Origin of the sequence: Amycolatopsis sp. NPDC049868, assembly GCF_044461365.1 — a bacterium.
Lineage (GTDB): Bacteria > Actinomycetota > Actinomycetes > Mycobacteriales > Pseudonocardiaceae > Amycolatopsis.
Genome location: NZ_JBITKV010000003.1, coordinates 344,723 through 369,285, shown reverse-complemented (window position 1 = coordinate 369,285; position 24,563 = coordinate 344,723). Strand labels below are relative to the sequence as shown.

Annotated in this window: 25 protein-coding genes; 10 read left to right on the top strand and 15 right to left on the bottom strand. The window is 69.5% G+C overall.

What is annotated here, in order from left to right:
* Positions 1-201 precede the first annotated feature (201 nt).
* Positions 202-372, bottom strand: coding sequence for a hypothetical protein (locus ACIBTM_RS15235; protein WP_395877104.1), 171 nt, complete (start codon positions 370-372; stop codon positions 202-204).
* A gap of 260 nt (positions 373-632) precedes the next feature.
* Positions 633-2,294, bottom strand: a complete 1,662-nt coding sequence (locus ACIBTM_RS15230; protein WP_395878071.1) for a thiamine pyrophosphate-binding protein — start codon at positions 2,292-2,294, stop codon at positions 633-635.
* 171 nt (positions 2,295-2,465) lie between these two features.
* On the opposite strand from ACIBTM_RS15230, the gene ACIBTM_RS15225 reads away from it, so the two are divergent.
* Both ACIBTM_RS15225 and ACIBTM_RS15220 read left to right on the top strand, forming a co-directional pair.
* Complete coding sequence (locus tag ACIBTM_RS15225) at positions 2,466-3,698, top strand: hydroxyacid-oxoacid transhydrogenase (protein WP_395877103.1); 1,233 nt, start codon at positions 2,466-2,468, stop codon at positions 3,696-3,698.
* Positions 3,692-4,111, top strand: a complete 420-nt coding sequence (locus tag ACIBTM_RS15220) for an acyl-CoA thioesterase (protein WP_395877102.1) — start codon at positions 3,692-3,694, stop codon at positions 4,109-4,111. The genes ACIBTM_RS15225 and ACIBTM_RS15220 overlap by 7 nt, the downstream gene beginning before the upstream one ends.
* Here the strand turns inward: ACIBTM_RS15220 and ACIBTM_RS15215 are convergent.
* From ACIBTM_RS15215 to lanKC, 4 genes are all read right to left on the bottom strand, one after another.
* Positions 4,067-5,803, bottom strand: a complete 1,737-nt coding sequence (locus ACIBTM_RS15215; RefSeq protein ID WP_395877101.1) for an ABC transporter ATP-binding protein — start codon at positions 5,801-5,803, stop codon at positions 4,067-4,069. The two genes, ACIBTM_RS15220 and ACIBTM_RS15215, sit on opposite strands and share 45 nt — an antisense overlap.
* Entirely contained in the window at positions 5,800-7,467 is a 1,668-nt protein-coding gene (locus ACIBTM_RS15210) for an ABC transporter ATP-binding protein (protein WP_395877100.1), read from the bottom strand. The genes ACIBTM_RS15215 and ACIBTM_RS15210 overlap by 4 nt, the downstream gene beginning before the upstream one ends.
* A gap of 129 nt (positions 7,468-7,596) precedes the next feature.
* Positions 7,597-7,740: a SapB/AmfS family lanthipeptide gene (locus ACIBTM_RS15205; RefSeq protein ID WP_123798255.1), complete on the bottom strand. Its 144-nt coding sequence runs from the start codon at positions 7,738-7,740 to the stop codon at positions 7,597-7,599.
* 39 nt (positions 7,741-7,779) lie between these two features.
* On the bottom strand, positions 7,780-10,323 hold the full coding sequence (gene lanKC, locus ACIBTM_RS15200; protein ID WP_395877099.1) for a class III lanthionine synthetase LanKC: 2,544 nt from the start codon (positions 10,321-10,323) through the stop codon (positions 7,780-7,782).
* Positions 10,324-10,748: 425 nt separating this feature from the next.
* Here lanKC and ACIBTM_RS15195 point away from each other — a divergent pair, with 425 nt between their 5' ends.
* Together ACIBTM_RS15195 and ACIBTM_RS15190 are read left to right on the top strand one after the other, a co-directional pair.
* Complete coding sequence (locus tag ACIBTM_RS15195; RefSeq protein WP_395877098.1) at positions 10,749-11,114, top strand: hypothetical protein; 366 nt, start codon at positions 10,749-10,751, stop codon at positions 11,112-11,114.
* Complete coding sequence (locus ACIBTM_RS15190; RefSeq protein ID WP_395877097.1) at positions 11,107-11,529, top strand: hypothetical protein; 423 nt, start codon at positions 11,107-11,109, stop codon at positions 11,527-11,529. The genes ACIBTM_RS15195 and ACIBTM_RS15190 overlap by 8 nt, the downstream gene beginning before the upstream one ends.
* A gap of 113 nt (positions 11,530-11,642) precedes the next feature.
* Here ACIBTM_RS15190 and ACIBTM_RS15185 read toward each other — a convergent pair whose 3' ends face one another.
* From ACIBTM_RS15185 to ACIBTM_RS15175, 3 genes are all read right to left on the bottom strand, one after another.
* The gene (locus tag ACIBTM_RS15185; protein WP_395877096.1) at positions 11,643-12,629 is read right to left on the bottom strand and encodes an MCE family protein; all 987 of its coding nucleotides are present in this window, start codon (positions 12,627-12,629) and stop codon (positions 11,643-11,645) included.
* A 106-nt stretch (positions 12,630-12,735) separates the two neighbouring features.
* The gene (locus ACIBTM_RS15180) at positions 12,736-13,119 is read right to left on the bottom strand and encodes a PPOX class F420-dependent oxidoreductase (RefSeq protein WP_395877095.1); all 384 of its coding nucleotides are present in this window, start codon (positions 13,117-13,119) and stop codon (positions 12,736-12,738) included.
* Between the two features lie 36 nt (positions 13,120-13,155).
* Positions 13,156-13,548 carry a MerR family transcriptional regulator gene (locus ACIBTM_RS15175; protein ID WP_395877094.1) on the bottom strand — a complete coding sequence of 131 codons (393 nt, stop codon included), beginning with the start codon at positions 13,546-13,548 and terminating at the stop codon, positions 13,156-13,158.
* A 56-nt stretch (positions 13,549-13,604) separates the two neighbouring features.
* Here ACIBTM_RS15175 and ACIBTM_RS15170 point away from each other — a divergent pair, with 56 nt between their 5' ends.
* Complete coding sequence (locus ACIBTM_RS15170; RefSeq protein WP_395877093.1) at positions 13,605-14,561, top strand: SDR family NAD(P)-dependent oxidoreductase; 957 nt, start codon at positions 13,605-13,607, stop codon at positions 14,559-14,561.
* On the opposite strand, the gene ACIBTM_RS15165 is transcribed toward ACIBTM_RS15170, so the two are convergent.
* Positions 14,558-15,646 carry an alpha/beta hydrolase family protein gene (locus tag ACIBTM_RS15165; RefSeq protein ID WP_395877092.1) on the bottom strand — a complete coding sequence of 363 codons (1,089 nt, stop codon included), beginning with the start codon at positions 15,644-15,646 and terminating at the stop codon, positions 14,558-14,560. The two genes, ACIBTM_RS15170 and ACIBTM_RS15165, sit on opposite strands and share 4 nt — an antisense overlap.
* Positions 15,647-15,786: 140 nt before the next feature.
* Between ACIBTM_RS15165 and ACIBTM_RS15160 the strand changes: the two genes are divergently transcribed.
* Together ACIBTM_RS15160 and ACIBTM_RS15155 are read left to right on the top strand one after the other, a co-directional pair.
* Entirely contained in the window at positions 15,787-16,983 is a 1,197-nt protein-coding gene (locus ACIBTM_RS15160; RefSeq protein ID WP_395877091.1) for a sensor histidine kinase, read from the top strand.
* A complete protein-coding gene (locus ACIBTM_RS15155) occupies positions 16,980-17,627 on the top strand; it encodes a response regulator (RefSeq protein ID WP_395877090.1) in 648 nt (215 codons plus the stop codon). Before ACIBTM_RS15160 ends, ACIBTM_RS15155 begins: the two co-directional genes overlap by 4 nt.
* On the opposite strand, the gene ACIBTM_RS15150 is transcribed toward ACIBTM_RS15155, so the two are convergent.
* The 3 genes from ACIBTM_RS15150 to ACIBTM_RS15140 all read right to left on the bottom strand — a co-directional run bounded on the left by ACIBTM_RS15150 (position 17,617) and on the right by ACIBTM_RS15140 (position 19,391).
* Positions 17,617-18,261, bottom strand: coding sequence for a GNAT family N-acetyltransferase (locus ACIBTM_RS15150; protein ID WP_395877089.1), 645 nt, complete (start codon positions 18,259-18,261; stop codon positions 17,617-17,619). The two genes, ACIBTM_RS15155 and ACIBTM_RS15150, sit on opposite strands and share 11 nt — an antisense overlap.
* A 102-nt stretch (positions 18,262-18,363) precedes the next feature.
* A complete protein-coding gene (locus tag ACIBTM_RS15145; protein WP_016330817.1) occupies positions 18,364-18,567 on the bottom strand; it encodes a cold-shock protein in 204 nt (67 codons plus the stop codon).
* A gap of 128 nt (positions 18,568-18,695) precedes the next feature.
* Positions 18,696-19,391 (bottom strand): SDR family oxidoreductase, encoded by a 696-nt coding sequence (locus ACIBTM_RS15140; protein WP_395877088.1) that lies wholly within the window; start codon positions 19,389-19,391, stop codon positions 18,696-18,698.
* 26 nt (positions 19,392-19,417) lie between these two features.
* Between ACIBTM_RS15140 and ACIBTM_RS15135 the strand changes: the two genes are divergently transcribed.
* From ACIBTM_RS15135 to ACIBTM_RS15125, 3 genes are all read left to right on the top strand, one after another.
* Positions 19,418-20,014 (top strand): TetR/AcrR family transcriptional regulator, encoded by a 597-nt coding sequence (locus ACIBTM_RS15135; RefSeq protein ID WP_395877087.1) that lies wholly within the window; start codon positions 19,418-19,420, stop codon positions 20,012-20,014.
* 34 nt (positions 20,015-20,048) lie between these two features.
* Positions 20,049-20,891: an alpha/beta fold hydrolase gene (locus ACIBTM_RS15130; RefSeq protein WP_395877086.1), complete on the top strand. Its 843-nt coding sequence runs from the start codon at positions 20,049-20,051 to the stop codon at positions 20,889-20,891.
* Positions 20,892-21,253: 362 nt separating this feature from the next.
* Complete coding sequence (locus tag ACIBTM_RS15125; RefSeq protein WP_395877085.1) at positions 21,254-21,973, top strand: MerR family transcriptional regulator; 720 nt, start codon at positions 21,254-21,256, stop codon at positions 21,971-21,973.
* A gap of 1 nt (position 21,974) precedes the next feature.
* Here the strand turns inward: ACIBTM_RS15125 and ACIBTM_RS15120 are convergent, their stop codons facing one another.
* Both ACIBTM_RS15120 and ACIBTM_RS15115 read right to left on the bottom strand, forming a co-directional pair.
* Complete coding sequence (locus ACIBTM_RS15120) at positions 21,975-22,886, bottom strand: trypsin-like serine peptidase (RefSeq protein ID WP_395877084.1); 912 nt, start codon at positions 22,884-22,886, stop codon at positions 21,975-21,977.
* Between the two features lie 38 nt (positions 22,887-22,924).
* Positions 22,925-24,451 carry a nucleobase:cation symporter-2 family protein gene (locus tag ACIBTM_RS15115; RefSeq protein WP_395877083.1) on the bottom strand — a complete coding sequence of 509 codons (1,527 nt, stop codon included), beginning with the start codon at positions 24,449-24,451 and terminating at the stop codon, positions 22,925-22,927.
* Positions 24,452-24,563 lie beyond the last annotated feature (112 nt).

The window sequence follows — 24,563 nt, the reverse complement described above, 5'->3', positions numbered from 1 at the left end:
ACGGTTTGCTTCCCCGGAAACACGAGGAGACACTACGCCCGCTGAGTTCTGCGAGCGTGAACCAACACGAACACAAAAATCGAGACCTGGTGCAGTAAAGCACACCTCACGCAGGCCGACAAGCGCCATCACCCGGGTGTGCGCAGCCGCACTGCACCTTTACGGACTGTACCTCGCCGGCCGGACAGGCCACCGGCCGGGCTATTCCCCGCTGGCCGCGCGCAGCGGCACCTCGTTGCCGAACGGCGAACGGCGCAACGCCTCCCGGTTCGTGGCCACGACGGCGATGTCGTGGGTCTCCGCGTCCGCGCTGAACAGCACCGGCACCACGCCGGAAACGGACTTGTCCTGTGGCTTCGCTTCGTCAGCCATGTTTTCTCCCAGTGTCAACACAACGCTCTACGTACGTACTGCGTGCCAACAACCCCACCGGCCATTGCCCCGGTCCATATCGGACTCTCGGTGTTGCCGCGATTGTGCCACGGCCGACCGACGAAATCCGGTGTCCGCGATCGAAAGTCGGCCGAGTCGTCACCTTGTTCCCACCCTTTGGAGCAGGTGAAGGCGGCACCACAAGGGTTTCTGTGTATCCCCTGAGAAAAAGTACCGCCCGGTAATCGGCGTGGCGGCCCCTACTGGCCGCCCTGTTGCGGCCTCGCGGCGCCCAGTAGGCTCGTCAGCCGGATATCCGGGGTCACCACGTCCGGATCCGTGCGAATGTCGATCACACAAGGCCGTTGCCGCACCAGCGCGCTCGCGATGATCGGCTCCAGCTCTTCCCGATCGTCCACCGTGTACCCGGCGGCGCCGAGCCCGCGCGCCCACGACGCGAAGTCGGTGACCGGGACGGTGACTCCCGAAAGCCGTCCGTGTTTGCGCGCCTGATGTACGGCGAGCGGGCCGTGCAGTCCGTTCTGGAACACCAGGACGGTCACCGGCACCCGGTAGCGGACGGCGGTCTCGATCTCCTGCCCGGTCATCAGCGCGCCGCCGTCGCCCGCCATCGCGATCACCGTGCGGCGTGGTTCGGCGAGTTTCGCCGCGACCGCCGCGGGGACCGCGTAGCCCATGGCCGCGTTGCTCGGCCCGAGCTGGCTGCGCGGCGCGGTGAAACACCAGTAGCGGTGCATGAACTGGGCGAAGTTGCCCGCGTCGCTGGTCACGATCGCGTCTTCGGGCGCGAGTTTGCGCACCGCGCGGATGACGTCCGCGGGGTGGACGCGGGTGGCGCCGCTGGTGTCGGGCGGTGTCATGAAGGTGTGCACGGCGGCGTTCGCGGCCGACGCGCGCCGCTGCCGTGGCGAGGCGACATTGCGCAGTTCACGCAGGAAGGGCTCGACCTCGGAGTCGACCCGGAAGGTCAAGCCGCCCCGGCGGGCAGGCTCGATCCCGGTACCGACCAGCACCAGCGTCTGCGACGGCGTCGGGTAGCGGAAGGACTGGGTGGTGACCTCGTCGAGCTGCGTGCCCAGCGCGAGCACGAGGTCCGCGCGCTCCAGCGCGTCGAGCTGCCGCGCGGGGATGCCGATGCCGAGATGGCCGGCGTAGCGCGCGTGGTTCTCGGGGAACGCGTCCTGACGGCGGAACGCGTTGTACACCGGCAGGGCGAGTTCGTCGGCGACGGCGATCAGCTCGTCGCGCGCCGCGCGGGCCCGGCCGCCGACGATCACCACCGGGTAGCGGGCCTCGTCGACCAGCTGCGCGACCGCCTCGGCGGTCCGGCCGAGCGCGCCGGTGGCGGGCGGGCGCACGGCGGCGACCGGTTTGGCCGAATCGAACGGGACACCCCAGAAATCGGCGGGAACGGCGACGACGGTGGGGCCCGGCCGTCCCTCGCGGCAGCGGGTCAGCGCTTCGACCAGCAGGCCGGGGACCTCGTCAGGGGATTCCGCCCGGCCGGTCCATTTCGAGATCGGCTCGAACATCGCGGTCAGATCCGCGGTGGGCAGCTCGCTCGTCGGGCCCGGATCCTGCGGCGGGTTCTCCAGGAGGACGACCATCGGGCTCTCGTCCTGGTACGCCGTGGAGACGCCGATCGCGAGGTTCGCCGCGCTCGGGCCGCGGCCGGCGAGCAGGACCGCGGGGTGCTCGGTGAGCTTGCCTTCGGCCTCGGCCATGAAGGCGGCGCCGGAGTCGTGCCTCGCCGAGACGAACGTGATCGAGCGCTCGCGTTGCAGCGCGTCGAGCAGATCCAGGAAGGACTCACCCACCACCGCGTACACGCGGTGGATCTGCGCCTCGGTCAGGATCCGCACGGCCGTCTGGGCGACGGACGCTCCCGGTTGGTATCTAATGAGAAGAGCTTAGGCGGGCGGTGATCGGTGCCGTCAAGCGATCTTCCGATTCCGGAGACCCCGGAGCGGCGGAATGTCCGATATTCGGAACGTGTTCGAGCAAGGGAGCACGAAAACGTGACCTCAGCCACCGCCGGACGTGAAACTGTTTTCACTTACGGGGCGCCTGCCTTGAAGTACGGCACCGGGTCGAGCGATGAGATCGGCTACGACCTCACCCAGTACGGCGCCCGCCGGGTGCTCGTCCTGACCGACGCGGGCGTCGCCGCGACGGGCTGGCCACAACGGATCGCCGAAGGCATCGAGACCTACGGCATCGAAGCCGTCGTCTTCGACGGCGTACACGTCGAGCCGACCGATGTCAGTATGCGAAAGGCCGTCGACTTCGCGCGCGGACAGGGCGAGTGGGACGCTTTCGTCGCGGTCGGTGGCGGGTCTGCCATCGACACCGCCAAAGCGGTGAACCTGTTGACCAGCAACGACGGCGACCTGATGGACTACGTCAACGCGCCGGTCGGCGGCGGCCGCGCCCCGAGCTCGCCGCTGAAACCGCTGGTCGCCGTGCCGACCACCACCGGAACGGGTTCGGAGAGCACCACGGTCTGCGTGCTGGACGTGTTGTCGCTGCGGGTGAAGAGCGGTATCAGCCATCTCCGGATGCGGCCGAGCCTCGCGGTGGTCGACCCGAGGCTGACGGTCTCGCAGCCGCCCGAGGTCACCGCCGCGAGCGGGATGGACATCCTTTGCCACGCCGCGGAAAGCTACACGGCCAAGCCGTACACCGAGTTCGACCGGAAGCGTCCGGAGGACCGGGTTCCTTACTGTGGCTCGAATCCGCTGGCCGACATGTTCGCCGAGCAATCGCTGCGGCTGCTGTCGTGGGCGCTGCCCGCGGCCGTGCGGGACGGCTCCGACCTGAAGGCGCGCGAGGCGATGGCGCTCGCGGCGACGTTCGCCGGGCTCGGTTTCGGCAACGCCGGGGTGCACATCCCGCACGCCAACGCGTATCCGATCGCCGGGCAGGTGCGGGAGTTCCACCCGTCCGGGTATCCGGGCGACGAAGCGATGGTGCCGCACGGGATGGCCGTCTCGCTGACGGCGCCGGCGGCGTTCCGGTTCACCTTCGACGCCGCGCCCGACCGGCACATCCGGGTGGCGCGGCTGCTCGCGCCGGACTACGAATGGCCGGGCGATCTGCGGGATCACCTGCCCGCGGTGCTGGGGCAGATCATGCGGGAGATCGGGATCCCCAACGGGATCGGCGCCGTCGGTTACACCGAGTCCGATGTGGACTCACTGGTTTCCGGCACGGTGAAACAACAACGACTGCTGGCGACGGCGCCGCGCGAGGCGTCCGAAGCGGACCTCGCCGTCATCCTGCGGGAATCGGTGACGCTGTGGTGAACGCCGAGTACCCGCACTGGCAGACGGTTCCCTTGCGATGGAAGGACAACGACGTCTACGGGCACGTCAACAACGTCGTCCACTACTCGGTGATGGACACCGTGATCAACACCTGGTTGATCGAACGCGGCGGCCTCGACATCGAGACCGGTGCGGTCATCGGACTGTGCGTGGAATCCCAATGCAAGTACCACGCTTCGGTGTCGTTCCCGGGAGAACTCGAAGTCGGCCTGCGGGTGGGCCATCTCGGCCGGTCCAGTGTCCGCTACGAGATCGGGATGTACTCGAAGGAGACGGTGATCGCGGAAGGGCGTTTCGTGCACGTGTTCGTCGATCGCGAATCCCGGCGTCCGGTGCCCGTCGAGGGTCTACTCAGGAGCGCGCTGGAAGAACTGCGTACTGGGCTGGGGTAGCCGCGGCGACCAGGCGTGCATGAGCTGGGCGTAGCGCGGGGACCGGTCCATGAGTTCGAGATGGGTACCCAGTGCGGTCTCCTTGCCGTCCATCACCAGGACCCGGTCCGCGCGCAACGCCGACGTCAGCCGGTGCGCGATCACCACCAGCACCCCGCCCCGTTCGGCGAACGCCCGTTCCGCGCGCGCTTCGGCGGGCGGGTCGAGATGCGACGTCGCCTCGTCGAGGATGACGACGGTCGCGTCGCTCGCGTACACCCGCGCGAGCGCGATCAGCTGTGCCTCACCGGCGGACAGCGTGCCGTGCCCGATCTCGCCGTCGAGCCCGCCCAGCCGGGTGACCAGCGGTTCCGCGCCGACGGCCGTCACCGCCGCCAGGAGTTCGCCGTCCATCGCGGTCTGCGCGAACAGGCCGACGTTGTCCCGCACGGTCCCCGCGAAGACGTACGCCTCCTGCGGGATCAGCGCGACCATCCGGTGCCGCAGCGCCGCGGGAACCTCCCGGACCGGCACTCCGCCGAGCAGCACCCGGCCGGCCTGCGGTTCGAGCATGCCCGTCAGGAGCCCGGCCAAGGTCGACTTGCCGATTCCGCTCGGCCCCACGACCGCGAGCCGCTCGCCGGGCCGCAGGTGCAGGTCGAGTCCGCGCACCACCGGTCGCGCGGCCGCGCCCCAGCTGAAGGTCAGGTCGCGCACGTAGATCGCGGTCCCGTCGGGTTCGGCCGTGCCGTCGGCCTCCGGCTCGGCCTCGGCGGTCTCGGCGAGCCGCCGCAACGCGACGATCAGCCGCAGCACCACGGTACTCGCGGTCGCGGCCAGCCCCCGCAACGCCGGCTGCATCGTCGTCGCCAGGTAGACGAGCGCGCCGAGCGCGGCACCGGCGGTGAGCACCCCGGCCTCGACCAGGCCCGGCGCCACCAGCAACGCCAGGAGCAGCGGCACGAAACCGCCGGTCGCGATCACCACCGTCCTGGCCGCCCCGGACCGCGCCACCCGCACGGCCGCCTTGGCCTGCGTGTCGATGGCGTCGTAGAGCTCCAGCGCGGCCAGGGGTTCCGCGCCGCACGCGACGATGTCACGCATACCGGACAGCGACGCGCCCGCGACCTCGGCGGTCCGTTCGTCGGCCAGCGCGAGCGCGCGCTGACGCCGCGCCAGCGACGGGAGCAGGCAGGCGAACACGAGAACCGAGACCACCACCGGGATCGCCACGATCACCGCGAGCGAACCGGCGACGGTGAACAGCCCGGCCAGCGCCGCCACCGTCGTCACGATCATCCCGCGCGCCTGCACCAGCAGCCCGGCCGTGGCGTCGCGCACCACCTCGACGTGCTGGGTGATCCGGGCGACGCCGCTGGCGTCCGGCTGATTGCGCGGTGGAGCCGGATCGTGCAGGACCCCGCGCACGACGGCGGTCACCAGCGCGTCGCGCAACGGCTCGACGACCTTGCCGAGCTGATGCCACACCAGCCGCGAACCGAACGCGCCGATCACGGCCACCAGCCCGAAGACGGCGAGCCAACGCAGTCCGGTGCCTGGCCGATCCGCGGCAAACCCCTCGTCGACCGCGAGTTCGACCAGGCGACCGGACAAGAACGCGGGCGCGCTCTCCAGCACGGAGCAGGCCAGCAGGACCAGCCCGCCGCGCCACTGCCCGGCCAGCGCCGAGCGGTAGAGCCCCCAGACGCTCATTGCGCGCCCTCGGTGAAGACGGCTCGATAAGCCGGAGTCCGCCACAGCCCGTCGTGCGTGCCGACCGCCCGGACCCGGCCGTCTTCCAGCCACACCACCGTGTCCGCCCGCGACGCGGTGGCCGCGCGATGCGTCACCACCACCCTCGTCCTGCCGGGCAGCGTGCGTTCGATCGCCTCCTCGACGGCGGCTTCGGTGACCGTGTCGAGGCTGGCGGTGGCGTCGTCGAGGATGAGCACCCGCGGCGCGTGCGCGATCGCGCGCGCCAGCCCGATCCGCTGCGCTTCCCCGCCGGAGAGCGGTGTCTCCCTGAGCGGCGTCCGGTAGCCGTCCGGCAGCCGGACGATCAGATCGTCGACCTGCGCGGACCGGCAAGCGGCGCGTACGGCGGCCTCGCCTGCCCACGAGCCGTAGCCGACGGCGTCGCCGATCGTCGCGCCGAGCAGCGCGGGCCGTTCGAAGGCGAACCCGACGACCGCGCGGAGTTCGTACGGCCGCAGCTTCTCCAGCGGACGGCCGTCGAGCGTCGCCGTCCCCTCGTCCGGGGTCAGGAGCCCACCGAGGACGTTGACCAGCGCGGACTTCCCCGAACCGGACCGCCCGACGACCGCGGTGAACCGGCCGCCCCGGACGAGAAGGTCGACGTCGTGCAACGCGCCCTCGACGGTGACCCCGCGCAGTTCGAGCGTGCCCCGCCCGGGGACGACGCCGAGCCCACCCGGTTCGGGGACCGGCGCCTCCAGCACCTCGGTGATCCGCCGCGCACACGACCGAGCGCGGGAAAGTGTCGTGAGCAAAGGAATCTGCGTGATCAGGCCCATGCCCAGTGCGACGTAGCCGAGGGCCGCGAGGACCTGGCCGACGGTCAGCCTTCCTTCCAGCACACCGAAACCGGCGGCGCCGAGCACCGCGAGTTCGACCGCGGGCAGCAGCAGGCCGGAGCGCCACACCATCCGGGCCTGCGTACGCCACATCCCCCGGCCGGCGAGGCTCAGTTTCGGCAACGGCCGCAGTACACGGTCGGCTTCGCGGTCGGCGGTGCCCGAAGCGGCGATCGTGCGGAGCCCGGCGACGGCGTCGACCATCCTCGCCGCGAGTTCGCCCGACACCTCTTGGTAGGTGAGGACGTCGTCGGCGGTGTTCTTCAAGTGGGTGCGCGCGAGCATCAGGCCGAACGGGATGCTGCCGAGGAAGACGAGCGCGAGCCGCCAGTCCATCAGCGCGAGCAGGACGACGGCCCCGCCGGAGATCAGCGTGGTCGACCCGAGCTGGACGACGACCGAAGCGACCAGTCCCGCGCCGGTGCAGTCGCCGGTGAGCCTGCTGATCGCGTCGCCGTCGGCGAAGGCCGATCTGGTGCCGAGCGCGAGATAGCGGTCGGCGAGTTTCCGGCGCAGCCAGGCGGTCGCGGACGCGGTCATCCGGGCGGTGAGGATGCCGCCGATCAGGCCGACGGCGATCTCGGTGACACCGAGGACGATCAGCCAGGAGACCTCGGGCAGGCTGGGCCGTCCGGCCACGACCGCGTCGACCGCGGCGGCGAGCGCGCCGGGCAGGAGCAGCCCCGCCGCCGTCCCGGCGAGCGCGCTGAAGATCAGCGCGATCAGGCGGGGGCGATCCAGCGCGGTCACCTTGACCAGCAACCGATCGGCGGAACCCGCCATCCCACTCCTTAGTCTTGGTGACTAGCGAACACCGTGATCCCAACGAGATGAACCGGAAGGCAAAATGAAGACGCGGGAGCGGCGCACTTGGCCTGTGCCGCTCCCGCGCCTTCAGTGATCAGCCGTGACTCAGTGGCAGGTCAGCAGGCTGACGGTGCTGTTCGCGCAGGAGGCCAGCAGGCTGAGGTTGCTCGCGCCGCCGTGGCTGCCACCGCCGCCGCCTTCGAGAACCTCGGGGGCTTCCAGAGCCTGCAGGTCGAGAACCAGTTCCATGGTGTTCCCTTTCACTAGTTATCTCTTGGTCCGCCGTCCTCAGCGGGCGGCAGTTCGGGAGGACAGGAAAGGCAGCGCGGCCTTCCCGTCCAAAGTGGCGGCCAAGGCGAGCAGGACGCCCGCGCCGCCGGTGACGACGTCCATCGACAGCCGCAGCAGCTGGTTGCCGGGGAACGCCAGGCCGCCCTTGTACGGCACCGCGTACCAGGCCAGCCGGGAAAGATGCAGGTCGATGGCGTCGCGGACGCGGTGGTCCGGTTCGTCGCCCATGGCCAGCGCGGTCATCAGCCCGCTCCGGCCGAACAGCAGGCCGGGGTGGATGACGAACTCGCCGCGGCACGCTTCACGCAGGCCGGGAAGGCTCTTCAACGCCTTCGCCTCCGGACGGTGCTTCGCCAGCTCCTCGGCGACCATGAGGATCCCGGCACTGCCGACACCCGCGTACGGCAACGTCCGGGTCTCACCGTCGCGGACCTGCAGCGAGCCGTCGTCGGACTCGACGCATTCCTCGATGTCCCGTTCCAGCGCCTGGTCGGCGAAGGACAGCCAGCCTTCTTCACGGGTGCGTTCGAACAGCCGCACGAACAGCAGCGCCGGACCGGACCAGCCGTTGAGCAACCCGGCGCGGCCGAAGTCGCCGGGCGGATCGGCGATTTCGAGCGCTTCGGCGAGCCGGACGGCGGTGGCGAGCGCCTGCCTGCCGAACTCGTTGTCCTTACGGGCCACCGCGAAGTGCAGCTGGGTGAGCCCGATACCGGACAGGCCGCCTTCCAGACCGTGGTCGGTGGTCTGTTCGACCAGCGTCGCCGACGCGGACAAGAGCTTGGTGGCTTCTTCCCGGTATCCGAGCTCTTCGAGGACGTACGCGATCCCGTACGAGCCGTCGTAGAACCCCGGCCGCCCCGGCGGATCGCGGCGGATCGAGTCCAGCAGCCAGCGTTCGTGCGCGGGATGCCGCTCGCCACCGACCGTTTTCAGCGCGTGGAGGACGCCGGCCGCGCCGTAGCCGAAGCACGCTCCGCCGACACGGAACTGTTCGATGTCGCCGGGGAAGAGCCGGTCGGTGCGCTCGGGGGTCGCGCTGGCGAGGATCGCCTCGGTGATCTGCTTGCGGACCAGCGCCCAGTCCGGTTCGTCCTGGTCCAGCTCGGTGGTGCTCGTGAGCGGCGGCAGGTTCCGGGGCGCGAGCCGCGCGACGATCGAGTCCGCGTAGCCCTCCGGGACGTCGAAGCGCCATTGGACGAAGTCCGCGAGCCCGCGCAGCTTCCCCGGGGCGAGCTCGAGGAGCGTCGTGAGCGGCAGGAAGATCCACAGCTTCAGGACGGCGAGCGCGTACTCGTCGAGCTCGAACCCGTTCCGGTCCCTCGGGGCACGGAAGCCGGGCGCGCCGAGCGCGGGCCGGGTGCCGCTTTCGATATCGGACGCCATCTCGAAGTCGATCAGGGAGACGGTGTCGTCGTCCTCGCCCACCAGGATGTTCAGCGAGTGCAGATCGCCGAAGACGATCCCGCGGCCGTGCACCTCGCCGACCGTCGCCTCCACCCGTCGGACCAGCGCCAGCGCGCGTTCGGTGTACGCGGCGATGTCGGCCTCGGTGGTGTCGCGCCGGGTGAGCGGGTAGTTACGGGCGAGCCAGTTGCCGAGCGAGACACCCGGCATGTACTCCATCGCCAGGAAGTGGTGCTCCCAGACGGTGAACCGGTCGTAGGCGGTGGGGATGCCGTCGATGCCCTTCAACCGCTCCAGCACCTCGTGCTCGCGGCGGAGGCGTTCGACGGCGTCGACCTCGTCGCGGTCCAGGCCGGCGAACGGCCTGGCCTCCTTGAGGACCACTCGTTCGCCGTCGGACTTCCGGTCGGCCAGGTACACACCGCCGCCGTTGGAGAAGTGCAGAGAACTTTTCACCTGATAGGGGAACTGATCCGCGCCGCCGCCCTTGCGAGCAGCGAGATGAGGCGCGAGGAACTCCGGGATCGTCACCCAGTCGGGTACGGAGAAGGTCGGTTCGCGCTTGTCCGGGACCAGCGTCCCGTCCGGTTTGCGTATCGCGAGAACCCGCTTCCCATCGAGTTCGACCCATTGCTCGGCGAATCCGCCGTAGCGGACGTAGAGCGGTCCGGCACCATACCGAAGATCACTGAGAATGTACGCCCCTGGTTCGCCGTCGAGCTTCGCCGACAACGCCGCGAGAACACGCTCAAGCTCGTCGTTGTCAGCCGGATAAAGAGTCAGTAACTTACCGCTTCCGTCACGCGGGGCGTATTTGGAATTCCTGGCCAGCAGGGTGGTCCGCGAACGCAGATGCTTGTAGGACACATCGTGTTCGACACAATGCTCGTGCACCTTCACGAGCACCCGCTCGGCATTGCCCAGAGCTGCCGACACGTGAATTTTCCAACCCTGCAAGGGAAGGTTTCGAGCAACAGGGTGCAACAACCGCCACACTCCGCGCACCCCGGTGCGCCAGCCGTCCGCCGGAGCGGGCAACAGGGAGGCGAAATCGTCGGCGGCGTCCCCGGTTTCCCGCTGCTCGTCGAAGAACAGTGGATCGGCGAAGCAATACGCTTCGTACCGGACGTCCATCGAGCGCCCCCTCCTTGGCACCAATCGGATGGGCCATGTGCACCATCGCGATGCAGAATATTCCACCCGTCGGACACCGAACGGCCAATCCGCCATATCGGGGGTTCGGATGGGCTGTTCAGGGACGGGAATTCGAAAACTACCGAATGGTAGGGGTACCCAGCGTGAGATCAACTCGGATTCCAACCACCCGGTCGGTGTGTAACAGGAACGCATCAACGCCGTAATCCCAGGTCGTGGCGGCGAACACAATAATGCGCGACGGAATTGACAGGGCGCCAACCGGCCGGGTTTCGTGATCTATTCACCCGAGGTCTGGACCACTGCCCGCCTCGTGGCGCCCGCCACGCGGCCCACCGGTCGCCCGTCGGCGGTGATCCGCCCGGAGGTACGTTGTCGCCGGTGGAGCGGGTAAGGAGGCCGACGTGATCACAGGGTTCGCGGTGACCGTCGCGATCTGCGCGACGCTGGTCGCGGCGTGGAGTTTCGTACAGGCGGCACGCAAGAAGCTGCCGGACAACGCACTGCTCGCCGGCCTCGCCGTGATCGAAGTCCTCCTGCTGGCCCAGCTCGTGATCGGTGTCGTCCTGCTGATCGGCGGCGGCCGCCCCGGCAGCATGGCCACCTATCTCGCCTACCTGATCGGCTGCCTGGTCGTGCTCCCGCTCGGGACCTTCTGGGCGCTGGCCGAGCGCACCCGGGCGAGCACCGCGATCCTCGGCATCGCCTGCCTCGCCATCCCGGTGATGGTGCTCCGGCTGCACGAGGTGTGGGCGGGCGCCAGTGCCTGAAGAAACCGAGGAGAAGACGGTGGACACCGCGACGGACAAGGCCTCCGGCCCGGGACGGATCCTGGTCGCCGTGTACGCGATCTTCGCGCTGGCGGCGACCTCGCGCGCCGCCGTGCAGATCAGCACCAAGTTCCACGAAGCCCCGCTGGCCTACGCCCTCTCCGCGTTCGCGGCCGTCGTCTACCTGTTGGCCACCGTGGCGCTGGCCCGCCGCGGCGCGGGCTGGTGGCGGGTCGCGCTGATCGCCTGCGGCGTCGAACTGCTCGGCGTGCTGACCATCGGCACGTTCAGCCTCTTCGACCGCGAGGCCTTCCCGCACGCCACCGTGTGGTCGGTGTACGGGCAGGGCTACCTCTTCATCCCGCTGGTGCTGCCGGTGATCGGGCTGTTCTGGCTGCGGCGGACGAAGCCCTGACACCGAACTCGCGTGATCGAGGACGTATCTCGCGTGATTGAAGGCGTATCTCGCGAGTTCCGGCTCCAATCACGCGAGTTGCGCCTCTGATCACGTGAGTCACGACTTTCCGCTCACTTCTCGAAACAGCCCTTTTCGTTGAGCGGGCCGAACGTGGGCAGGACCAGCCCGCACAGATAGCCGTCGATCCAGCGTCCGTTGCCCGCGACGTTGGTGAGCACCCGGATCGCCGGCGCGAACGCGGCGATCCCCTTGGCCAGCGAATCCTGATTGCGCTGGAGCATCGACGTCAGCCGGTCGAGTTGTTCGAGCACCGGCCCGAGTTGCCCGTCGTTGTCGGCGATGATGCCGTCGAGCGCGGTCGCGAGCCGTTTCGAGCCGTCGAGCAGGTCCTTGATCGCCTGCTGCCGGGTGGCGATCGCGCGCAGCAGCGCGTTGCCGTCCTGGATCAGCCGCTGGGCCTCGGTGTCACGGTCGACGAGGGTCTGCGAGACCTGACGCGTGTTCGCGACGAGCGTCCGGAGCTGCCGGTCTCGGGCGGCGATGGTGCCGGAGAGCTTCGTGATCCCGTCGAGCGCGGAGCGGACGTCGGCCGGCGTATCGGCGAAGGTCGCCGAAATCGTGTCGAAGCTTTTCGCCAGTTGACCGACGTCGATGGCGTCGACGGTTTTCGACAGATCCCGAAACGCTTCAAGGACGTCATACGGCGCGGTGGTCCGCTGCAGCGGGATCGGTTCTCCAGGGTCGAGGATCGCTTCGCCGTGCGGGTCGAGCGCCAAATACTTCTGCCCCAGGACGTTCTTGATCTGAATCGACGCGCTCGTGGCGTCCCCGACCCAGGCGTCCTTCACCCGGAAGGAGATGAGCACGCGATCGCCTTCGAGGTCGATCTCGGACACCTTGCCGACCTTCACCCCGGCGATCCGGACGTCGTTGTCGACGTGCAGGCCGCCCGCGTCGGAGAATTCGGCGGAATACGTGGTGCCGCCGCCGATCACCGGCAGGGCATCGGCGTTGAGGGCTGCCGCCATGCCCAGGGCCATCGTGGCGAGCCCGGCGAGCGCCACCTTGACCGGATCCACCGCGCCGAAGGACCTCATCGTCTCACCTCGCAGGTCACGAGCGGTCGAGCTTAGGGGCCGCCCTTGCCCATCGCCAGGCGAAACGTTGCACCGATCGGGTGGCAACCTCTGTCCATTGTGGACTTCATGGAGTGTCGGGCCGGACTTCGTAGTGGAGCGTCTTGTACTTCTTCAGCCGGTGGACGAGCGGGACGAGGAAGCCGTGCAAGAGCCGGTGCTTCCTCGCCAGGAGGGCGGCCGCGTGCCGCGCCTCGGCACCGTCGAGCAGGCGGACCCGCGCGTTCACGGGTTCCCCGGTCGGGACGCCGCGGAACGTCGACGGGGTGATCTCGACCCGCGGATCGTTGCGCATCCGCTTGGCCTTCCACGCCGCGTCATACGTCCGGATGTACGCGTGATCGCCTTCGACGGCGATGTTGACCGGCGTCCCGACGGGCGTCCCGTCCCGTTTGAAGGTCTTCAGCAGGATCGTCTTCTGGGTGGTGAACCCGGTGAGCTGTGTGGTCATGTCATGGGGACGAAGCCGCCGCGCGAAACGTGACGGCTACCGCCAGAGCTCGTTCGCGGTGCCCCGCGCGACATGCTCCTCGTAGACCTCGACCTTCCGGCTGATCAGCTCCAGGCAATCGGCCAGTTCGGCGATCCGGTCGCGGACGGTGTTCTGGTGTTCCCGGAGCAGTTCGAGGCGCTTTTCCTCGTTTCCCGGCCCTTGGCGGACGAGTGCGGCGAATTCGCGGATGACGGCGAGCGGCATTCCGGACGCCCGGAATTTCGTGCAGTTCAGCAGCCATTCGACGTCGTTTTCGGTGTACACGCGGCGCCCGTTCGCGTCCCGTTTCACCGGTGCCGCGAGCAGCCCTTCCTTCTCGTAGAAGCGGAGCGCGTGCACGCTGAGGCCCGTCCGCTCGGTGACCTGGCCGATCGCGAGTTCCGTCACCGGGCTGACGATAGCGCCTTGACCTAGAGAGCCCTCTAGCTCTTAGCGTCCGCCCCATGACCACCGCACAACACAAGATCGGCTCCGGCTTCGGCGCGCGCAGCACCGCCGGTGAAGTACTGAACGGCATCGACCTCTCCGGCAAGCTCGCCCTCGTCACCGGCGGATACTCGGGGCTGGGCCTGGAAACCACCCGGGCGCTGGCGAACGCCGGCGCGCACGTGGTCGTCCCCGCGCGCCGTCCGGCCGACGCCGAGGCCGCCCTCGCCGGGATCTCCGGTACCGAGGTCGGCGAGCTCGACCTCGCCGACCTGGCGAGCGTCGAGGCCTTCGCCCGCCGCTTCCTCGGCACCGGCCGCCCGATCGACATCTTGATCGCGAACGCCGGGATCATGGCCGCGCCCGAACGGCGGGTCGGCCCCGGCTGGGAGTCGCATTTCGCGATCTGCCACCTCGGTCACCACGCCCTGGTGAACCGCCTTTGGCCCGCGCTGAAGGCCGCCGGTGGCGCCCGTGTCGTCACGGTGGCCTCCTCCGGCCATCACTCCTCGCCGATGCGCTGGGACGACGTCCAGTTCGATCGCGGCTACGACCGCTGGCTCGCGTACGGCCAGGCCAAGACGGCGAACGTGCTGTTCGCGGTGCACCTGGACAAGCTCGGCGCCGACCACGGGATCCGCGCGTTCAGCCTGCATCCGGGCGCCATCCTCACTCCCCTGCAGCGGCATCTGAAGCGGGAGGAGATGGTCGAGCGCGGCTGGATCGACGAGCAGGGGAACCAGGCCGACCCGGATTTCAAATCGCCGGAGCAGGGCGCGGCCACCCAGGTCTGGGCGGCGACGGCGCCTCAGCTGCACGGGCTGGGCGGGCTCTACTGCGAGGACTGCGACGTCGCCGAGATCGCCGCCGAAGAAGGCGAGTGGGTCGGTGTGCGTCCCTATGCGATCGACGCCGGTGAGGCCGAGCGGCTCTGGAGGTTCTCCGTCGGCCTCACCGGGGTCTCCCTCGGCTAGTTCCAGAACTTGATCTCGGGGTTGTCCGCCACCGGCCCGTCGAGCAGGGGCTGCTGCCTGCCGCGCAGGTTCGCGTCGAAGAAGGCCGAGACATACGCCCTGGTCAGCTGCATTCCACGCTCGCCACCGAGCAGACCGGGCTTGCTCAGGCCGAGCTGCTCACCGAGTACGCCGACGTCGGTGAAGGACGGGTGCCCGGCCGTCGCGACGCTGATCCAGCGCTTCCAGCCGGTGAGGTTCGGCCAGCTGCCCGCCCAGGTCGTGTCCGGACCGGCCGGGGTGTACTCGCTTTCACGGCCGAGCAGCAGGAACGGCCGGTCGATCCCGGACGCGGGGATCGGCGACCACAGCCTGCCGTCCAGGTCGGCGCCCGCCCGGATCCGCTGGTCGTCGACCATCGCGGTCGGCGTGCTGTACCCGCCGATGGAATGCCCGGCCATCCCGATCCGCGTCCGGTCGATCAGCCGGGACCAGCGCGACGAAGGCTTGGTCAGGGTGTCGAGGACGAAGGAGACGTCCGCGGAACGGATCGGCGGGAGCAACGTGGAGTCCGACCCGCAGGCGGCGCATCCGGTGACGTGCCCGTCGGGGAAGGCGGTGCCGTGGGACTCGTAATTGTGGCCGATCAGCGCGACCACGAAACCCTTGCTCGCCAGCTCTTCGGCCAGCCCGGTGAGCGTGGTACGCGGTTTGCCGAATCCCGGCGACAGGACGACGAGCGCGTGCTTCCCGGGCAGCGGCGGCGCGTCGACCCTGGCGCTGGTCCGGAGCCCGGAGAGCAGCGCGGGGTCGACGTCGGGGAGGCCCGATTCGGTCAGGAACGCCTTGGCCTCGGCCGAGGTGAGGTAGGGCCGCTTCTGGCCGAACGGCACCAGCGCTGGGTAGAACATCGACACCATCAGCTCGCGGGGACCGGACGGCACCCAGGGGTCCTGGCGCGAAGAGTCGATGAGATGCAGATCGGTGGAGCCGACGGAATGCGAGCCGGTCGGCGGCGGCAGCTTCAGTCGTGGGGCCGCCCCGGCCGGGCTCGCCAAGGACACCATGCCGGCGAGGGCGATCAAGGCGACGAGAAGCCTTCTCATGAGGATTCCGTTTCTGTCGGGGATCTTCCTGCGTCCAGCCTGGGACCCGGCGCCGTATTCGCGCGTCTGTCGCAGGTCGTATCCCGATGTCTGCCGCGAGAGGGATCCGCGCGGCCCCGACCCGGGATTACGCTCGGCCGGTGCTCTCCTACCTCAGGAACCACCCGAAAGCCGTGGACATCGGGCTGACCGTGCTCATCGGACTGTCCACTGTGGTCTCCGCCGACGATCCGGAGGGCTTCGGATGGTGGCTGACCTCCTTGGTGGCCTTGGCTTCCCTGCTCGTCCGGCACCGCAATCCCGCGATCACCTTCGTGACGGGTGCGGTCGTCTCGCTCCTGCATCTGGCCATGGGCAACGATCTCCGGCCGGTCGACGTCGTGGCGTTGGTCGGCCTCTTCTCCGTCGCGGCTTGGGGATCTCGGCGGCTTTCGTTCGCCCTGCTGGCGGCGAGCCTGCTGGTCGCCGGAGCCTGGATGATCCACGCCGCCGACGCGAACACGCGGGAACCGGCTCCGGTGCCGCCGCGGATCATCGTCATCGATCCGCTGGCGCCTCCCGGGCCCGAGGACGACCAGGTGCAGGACTGGGGCGGTTTCGCCGGTGTCGGGTTGTCGCTCGCGGTGGCGTGGCTCGCCGGGCTGAACACGCGGCAGCGCCGGATCCGCCTTTCGGTGCTGGAACAGCGGGCCGCCGACCTCGAACGCGAACGGGACACCCAGGCGGCGCTGGCCGTGGCCGCCGAACGCGGCCGCATCAGCCGAGAACTGCACGACGTCGTCGCGCACGCGCTTTCGGTGGTGGTGTTGCAGGCACAGGGTGCCCAAGCCGAACTGGAGCGGCGGCCGGAACGCACGCGGGAGGCGCTGGACGCCATCGTCGGCACCGGACGGACCGCGTTGAGCGAGATCCGGCGCCTGCTCGGCGCGCTCGGCCAGGACGAGCCGGATTGGGAGCCCCAGCCGGGCGCGGAACGCCTGCCGCGGTTGGTCGCCGACATCCGTTCCGCGGGTACGCCGGTCAAGTTCCTGGTCGAAGGGGAACCCCGGCCGCTTCCGTCCACAGTGGACCTCGCGGCGTACCGGATCGTGCAGGAAGCGCTGACGAACGTGCTGAAACACGCCGGTCCGGCGGCGTCGGTGACTATCGTGATGCGGTATGGGCCCGAGACGCTGGAGATCGAAGTGACCGACGACGGCATCGCGACGGAAGCGCCGTCCGGCTCCGGGCACGGCCTCGAAGGAATGCGGGAACGGGTGAACGTACTGGGCGGCACCTTCGACGCCGGACCGCGTCCGGAGCGCGGCTTCGCCGTCCGCGCGACCCTGCCGTCATGACGATCCGGGTGGTCATCGCCGACGACCAGTCGCTCGTGCGCACCGGCCTGCGGATGATCCTGGACAACGCGGACGACATCGCCGTCGTCGGCGAGGCGGGCGACGGCGCGGAGGCCGTCACGCTGGTGGCGGAGCTCGACCCGGACGTGGTGCTCATGGACATCCGGATGCCCGAGATGGACGGCGTCGAGGCCACCGCCGCGATCGCTGCGGCCCACCGTGCCCGTGTCCTGGTGCTGACCACGTTCGACCTGGACGAATACGTCTACGCCGCGCTCCAGGCCGGGGCCAGCGGCTTCCTGCTCAAGGACGCGCTGGCACCGGATCTGCTCTCCGGCGTCCGGGTGGTCGCCTCCGGGGAGGCCACCCTCGCGCCCACCGTCACCCGGCGGCTGCTCGACCGCGTCGTCACCGGCCTGCCCGCGGCACCGCCGGACGACCGGCTCGCCCTGCTCACCGGACGCGAACACGAGGTGCTGCAGCACCTGGCCAGGGGCCTGTCCAACGCCGAGATCGCCGAACTGCTGTTCCTCTCACCCGGGACGGTGAAGACGCACGTCGGCCGAATCCTCACCAAACTCGGCCTCCGCGACCGTGTCCAGGCGGTCGTGTTCGCCTACGAATCCGGGATGATCAGCCGCTGATCGCGGCGGGCGCCCGCCAGTGCTTGCCGCGACGGGGCCGCCGGTGCTGGCCACGCCTGCCGAGGTCGCCGAGGGCGTCCAGGGGCCGTGCGGCGAATTCCTCGGCCGTGATGCCCATCCGCACCAGGTACTTGATCTCGCCGCGCACCACCTCGGTGTCGGCCAGCCTGCCTTCCTCGCGGAAGCCGAGGCCGCCGTGCAGCGAGAGTGACGCGAGATTCCCGCCGTACACGCTGACCTCGCATTTGCGGAAGCCGCGCTGCCCGAACATATGCGCCAGCAGGACGGTGATGGCGTCCGTGGCGTAGCCGCAGCGCTGGTGGCGCGGGGCGATCCCGATGCCGTAGCCGAACCGGCCGGTCGCCGGGTCGGCGCCGATGGTGCAGACCGAGCCGACCAGCATCCGGCCGCGCACCGTCTCGATGCCGAAGTGGATGTCGTCGCCCGCGGACCCCGAACGGTGCGAAGCCCAATGCCGGTGACCGCCGCCGATCAGCGGCGTCGCCTCGCGGGCCATGTCACGGTCGAAGCCCATCAGGACCCGGCGGTCCCGGAGGCCGACCTCGCGCAACCGCACCTTCCGCCCGACCTGCTCGGGCTCCAGGGCGGAGCGGCTCACCGTGTCCGGCCGCACGGGTGCTCACGAACGATCACAAGCATGCTTCGACGATATCGGTACCCGAAACGCCCGAAGGCCCCCACCCGGTACGGATGGAGGCCTTCGGGGTGAAGAAAGTCAGATGGCGACGACGCGCTGGGCCTGCGGGCCCTTCTGACCTTGGCCGATCTCGAACTCGACGCGCTGCCCCTCGTCCAGGGACTTGAAGCCGGTGCCCTGAATCTCCGAGTAGTGCACGAAAACGTCCGGTCCGCCGTCGTCCTGAGCGATGAAGCCGAAGCCCTTTTCGCCGTTGAACCACTTAACGCTGCCCTGAGCCATACTTTTTTACCTGCTCTTCATAGCGAGTCTGAGCCCATTCGATGCCCCGATCTCGCCGTCCATTGTCGCAGGTCTTGCCCGTTCGCACACGCTGCCGTCCCAAACCGGGTCATTTCCCCAGGTCAACATCAACCTTGGCGAGTCGGCCGGATCGTCAGATCGCCGATTTCGACGTCGTCGGGCTGCTCGATCGCGAAGGCGATCGCCCTGGCGACCGCCGTGGGGTCGATCCCGAGCTCGGCGTGACCGGAGAGCTCGGTGCGGACGTAGCCCGGCGAGATCGACGTCGTCCGCAGGCCACCGTCGGTGTGCTCCTGGCGGAGGCCCTCCATCAGGGTGCGGACCGCGTTCTTGGTCCCGGCGTACACCGCCTGGGTGGGGACGATCCGCAGGCCGGCCGTCGAAACGACGGTGACGAAGTGACCGCTGCCCTGCCTTTGGAACACCGGCAGGGCCGCGGCGATCCCGTGCAGGACCCCCTTCAGGTTCACGTCGACCATCGCGGACCAGCCGTCGACGTCGAGATCGGCGAGCGGGCCGAGCTCGGCGATACCGGCGTTGCCCACGAAGACGTCCAGGCGGCCGAAGCGCTCGACAGCGACGTCGACCAGGGTCTTGAGGTCGCCGGGATCGGTGACGTCCACCCGCGTGGCGGCCGCCTGCCCGCCGCCGGCCTCGATCTCGGCGACCAGCCCGGCCAGCCGATCGGCGCGGCGGGCTCCCAGCACGACGGGCGCGCCGAGCGAGGCGAGGTGACGAGCGGTCGCCTCCCCGATTCCGCTGCTGGCGCCGGTGATGGCGACGACCTTGCCGGAAAGGGTCATGAGCATCCTCCGGATAGAGTGGACACATGTCCGGTTACCCCGACCAGCTTAGCGGACACGTGTCCGCTTCCGCCGAGAGCGGTCCTCGCCGCGCGGATGCCCAGCGCAATCGAGAGCGGATCCTCCAGGCGGCTCGTGCCCTCGTGCACGAACCGGGGGAACTGAAACTCAACGCCGTCGCGAAGGCCTGCGGCATCGGACAGGGCACCCTCTACCGGCACTTCCCGACCCGTGAGGACCTCCTCGCCGAGGTGTACCGCCGCGATGTGGAAGATCTGGTCGCCGCCGCTCCGCTGCTACTGGCCGAGCACCGGCCGCTGGACGCCCTGGCCGCGTGGTTCGACCGGGTGGCCGCGTACGCGAGGGTGAAACGCGACGTGTTCGCGGCCGTCGAGGCGGCGACGTGGCGCGACCTCGCCGCCCACAGCCTCGGCCCGATCGGCGAAGCGCTGGAGCTGCTGCTGGCCGCCGGCCGCTCGGACGGCAGCGTCCGCGCCGACGCCGAGGCCCGGGACGTCATCGTGCTCATCAGCTGGCTGTCCCGGCTGGACGACGCCGAACTCGACGCGCGCGGGCCGCGGTTGCTGTCGATCCTCGTCGACGGCCTTCGCGCCCAGGCTTGACCTTGACCCTGCGTCAGGGTCGGAGGCTTGCCCTATGACGAACACACCCCCTATCGGAGGATTCCAGGAGATCGACGGCCGCCGCCTTTTCGCGTACCGGTCGGGTGACGGCGGGCCCGCCGTCGTGTTCTTGCCGGGCGCCGGTGCGGTCGGCCTCGACTACTTCGGCGTCCAGCAGGAGATTTCGCGATTCACCACCGCCGTGGTGTACGACCGCGGCGGGACGGGCTACAGCGACGCGCTCCCCCTGCCCCGCGACGCCGCGGCGGTCGCGACGGAACTGCACGATCTCCTGGCCGTCCTGGACATCCCGGCCCCGTACGTACTGGCGGCGCACTCACTCGGCGGCCTCTACGCGCACCGGTTCGCGCAGCTCTACCCGCGCGAGGTGGCCGGACTGGTCTTCCTGGACGCCCTTCATCCCGACTGGGACGACTTCATGCCGTCCACCGCGAGCCTCTCCGCGGCCGGGCGGCCGTCGCCCGATCCGGATCGCGCCGCCCTTCGCACGATGTACGCCGAGCTGCGCGAGGGCTATCCGGAAGACGTGCGAGAAGCACTCGTCGAGGCCAAGGTGAGCGACGAATGGCTCCGCGCCGGCGCCGCGGAGCGCACCGGGCTGGTCGCGCTCGCCACCGAACTGCGGGCCGGGCCGGAGCTGCCCGACGTCCCGGCGATCGCGCTCACCGTCGTCGCGCATCCGCCGCAGGAGATCGACGAGGCGAAGACGAAGATGGACGCGGCCAGGATCGGCGGGTTCTCCCGCGGGGAGCAGCGCGTCCTCACCGACACGCTGCACCACCGGCTCTGCTTCGATCGTCCCGACGCGGTGGTCCAGGCGATCCGCGACGTCATCGACGGGTCGTCCGCGGGGTAGGACGAACGTGTCGGGGTCACGGTGGGCGGTCAGCTGGCGGCCGCGCGACCGTGTCGCGAAAGCCACTTTCGGGACATCACACGTCGCGAAAGTGGCTTTCGCGACGCACGCCCAAACGTTGGGCCTCACTAGTGTCCTGAGTCAGAAGTTCGCGTCGTAAGTCGGCATCAACCGGGCATTCGGCCGCTGAAGACCGTCTCTTGTGGACATTCATGGCACGGGCCGCTCATCTCACGCGATGAAGGACGCTGTACCCGCGTCACATGCGGTGAAAGTCCCCTTCAGCCACCCCGAAACCAGAACAACTTAAGACGCGGACTAACGACTCGGGACACTAGACTCGGCCGGGAAGAGGAGGACGGGTGCTCACGATCGGCCAGCTCGCGGCGACCGCCGGCGTGACCGTGCGCACCGTCCGCCACTACCACCACATCGGCCTGCTGGCCGAGCCCGAACGCGACGCCTCCGGTTACCGCCGCTACAGCGCGCAAGCGGCGGTGGACCTCATCCGGATCAGGACCCTCGCCGACGCCGGGGTCCCGTTGGCCCGCGTCGACGCGCTGCTGCACGCGGAACCCGCCGAGTTCGCCGCCGCCATCACCGATATCGACGCCGAACTACAGCGCAAGATCGACCGGCTCGCCGAAAACCGCCTCCGGATCGCCGAACTGACCGGCGGCGAGCGGCTCGTCCTGCCGCCCGACGTGGTCGCCCTCCTGGAGCGGATGCGCGGCCTCGGCGTCAGCGAACAGCGGGTGCTGCTCGAACGCGACGCGTGGATCCTGATGCGGGCACTGGATCCCCGCGCCGTGCCGGAACGGTTGCGGGAGAAGAACGCCGCCTTCGACGATCCCGGGACGCTCCGCGTGTATCTCGCCTGCGATCAGGCCGTCGGCTGGGATCCGCGCGATCCGCGCCTGGACACGCTCATCGAAGATCTGGACGCCTGGGCGGTCGAACACGAGCGGCGGGGCGGCCGGCCGGGGTACGGCGAGCTGGTGGTTTCCCGTGTTTCCGAGGCTTCACCGGCGTGGCAACGCGTGGTCGGCGAACTCGCCCGGCGGCGCGCCGAACGCGGATAGTTCAGAGTTCGCCTGCCCGCTCGTACAACTTCCGCACCGGCTCGGTGAAAGCGGCGCCGCTCAGGTCCGTGGTCACGCCGTCCTCGGTCATCGTCCCCCGGCTCGTGACACTGAAGATCGTGCCCTTGCCACTGACGGGATCGAGGTTCCGCAGCCACGGACCGCCACTGGAGCCGCCCGCCAGATCGCAATCCGTGTTCCACGTCGTGACGACCGAATTCGCCTCGCGGGTGGCGGGCCGGGCACAGGAGAACAACGCCTCGCCGCCTGCCGCTCGCGAAACGGGATAGCCGAACATTGTCGTGTCCACAGTGGACGGTAGCTCTTCGAACGAGATGTCCTGGGTGCCCGCGACGTCCGCGACGTGGCGCCCACCGACCGGGTCCAGCGCGATCACCGCGTCGTCGTCCGACCCGCTCGTCGGCCCCGAGTACGTACTGGACCAGGCGAAAGACCGCGCCGCGAACACCCCGTGCGGCGCGGCGCCGTGGTCGTAGCCAGGAACGAACACGACGTTGACGATCTTGATCGGCCGGTCGAACCGGTCCAGTCCGCCGTTCACACAGTGCCCGGCGGTGAACACGACGTCCTTGCTGGCACTGGGAACCACCGTCGCCGTGCAGGATCCGTCGACGCCGGGCTCGGCGGTGAAGAACAGCCGCCCGACGCCGGGCGGGACCGGCCCTTCCCAGACGCGGCCGATCTTCTCGGCGGGTGGCAGGTTCTCGTCGCCCACCCATTGCCGCATCCGCTCCGGCGTCCAATGGGCCAGCGCCGCCGCCCGGCCGTCCTCGCTCACCACGGTGACGACCTGGTCGCCGGCCGCGGCCGCGGGTGCGGCGACGGCCACCGTCGCGGCACCGAGGACGGCCGACAGGGCGACGATCCGGCGAACCACGTGCTTCAAGTCCATACGAAGGGGACGTTCCGGCCGCCGGGAAGGTTGTTCACTCACCCGTGTGCGTCGGGCTCGGAGCCGATCCGGTACGGCACAGGCCTGCCGTCCTCGTCCCGCACCTCGACCGGTTTGCCGTCGGCGTCCACGATCTTGCCGTCGACGATCTTGTCGCCGTTCTTGAGGCGGGAGAAGGCTTTCAGGTCGGAGTAGTCGATCACCCTGGTCGCCGTCGCGAACACCGACGGGTCGCTGCCCGCCTTGGCGGGCCTCAGGTGGTTGAACAACAGGTTCAGCACGACGGCCGTGAGCGCGGCGGAGCTGATCCCCGAGTGGAAGATCGTGCCGACCCACGCCGGGAAGTGGTGATAGAACTCCGGCGCCGCGATCGGGATCATGCCCATCCCGACCGACGCCGCGACGATCACCAGGTTCATGTTCCCGTTGTAGTCCACTTTGGACAGAGTCTTGATACCGGACGCCGCGACCGTCCCGAACAGTACGAGACCGGCACCGCCCAGCACCGGATACGGGATCGCGGCCACCACCCGGCCGAGCACCGGGAGCATGCCGAGGATCAGCAGGATCACGCCGCCCGCGGTCACCACGAACCGGCTCCTGATCCCGGTGATCGCGACGAGGCCGACGTTCTGCGCGAACGCGCTCTGCATGAACCCGTTGAACACCGGCGCGATCGCCGACGACGCCATGTCGGCGCGCAGCCCGTCGCCGATCCGGCGTTTGCCGACGCGCGTGTCGACGATCTCCCCCACCGCGAGGATGTCGGCCGTGGTCTCCGTGAGGGTCACCAGCACGACGATGAACATCGACACGATCGCGGCGACGTCGAAGGTCGGCACGCCGAAGGCGAACGGGGTCGGTACCGCGAAGATCGGGCCGTCCCAAACCTTGGAGAAATCGGCCTTGCCCAGCACGGCGGCCAGTACGGTGCCCACCACGATCGACAGGAGGATCGAGAGCCGGGAGATCGCCGGGACGGCGACCTTGCTGAGCAGCAGCACGATCGCCAGCGTCATCGCGGCCAGCCCGACGTTGGAGACCGAACCGAATTCCGGCGATTTGGTGTTGTTGCCCATCGCCCACTGGGCCGCGACCGGCATCAGGCTGAGCCCGATCACGGTGATGACGGTCCCGGTGACGACCGGCGGGAAGTACTTCACCAGCCGCGAGAACACCGGCGTGATGAGCAGGCCGAGCGCCGCGGACGCGATCACCGAGCCGAACACGGCCGGCAGCCCGCCGTCCGCGACGATCGCGGTCATCGTCGCCACACCCGCGAAGGAAGTGCCCTGGACCAGCGGCAGCCGGGAGCCGAAGAAGGGGATGCCGAACGACTGCAGGATCGTCGCCAGCCCGCCGATGAACAGGCACGACGCGACGAGCAGCCCGATCTCCGCCGTCGAAACGCCCGCGGCACCGCCGATGATCAAGGGTGGCGCGATGATCCCGCCGTACATCGTCAGGACGTGCTGGACGCCGTAAGTGAAACTCTTGCCGATCCCGAGCCGTTCGTCCTCGGGCCTGCCGCTCGCGGCCGTTCCGGCCTGCGTCCTCTTCACCATGGATCCGCCTCTCGGTAGAAGCGAGCGATGCCGGGCAATTTTCAGTCTGCGGAGGTTAGCTTCCGCATCGCAGAAGTTGCAAGACCCTGCCCGTACGGGTCGTCCTCCCGGC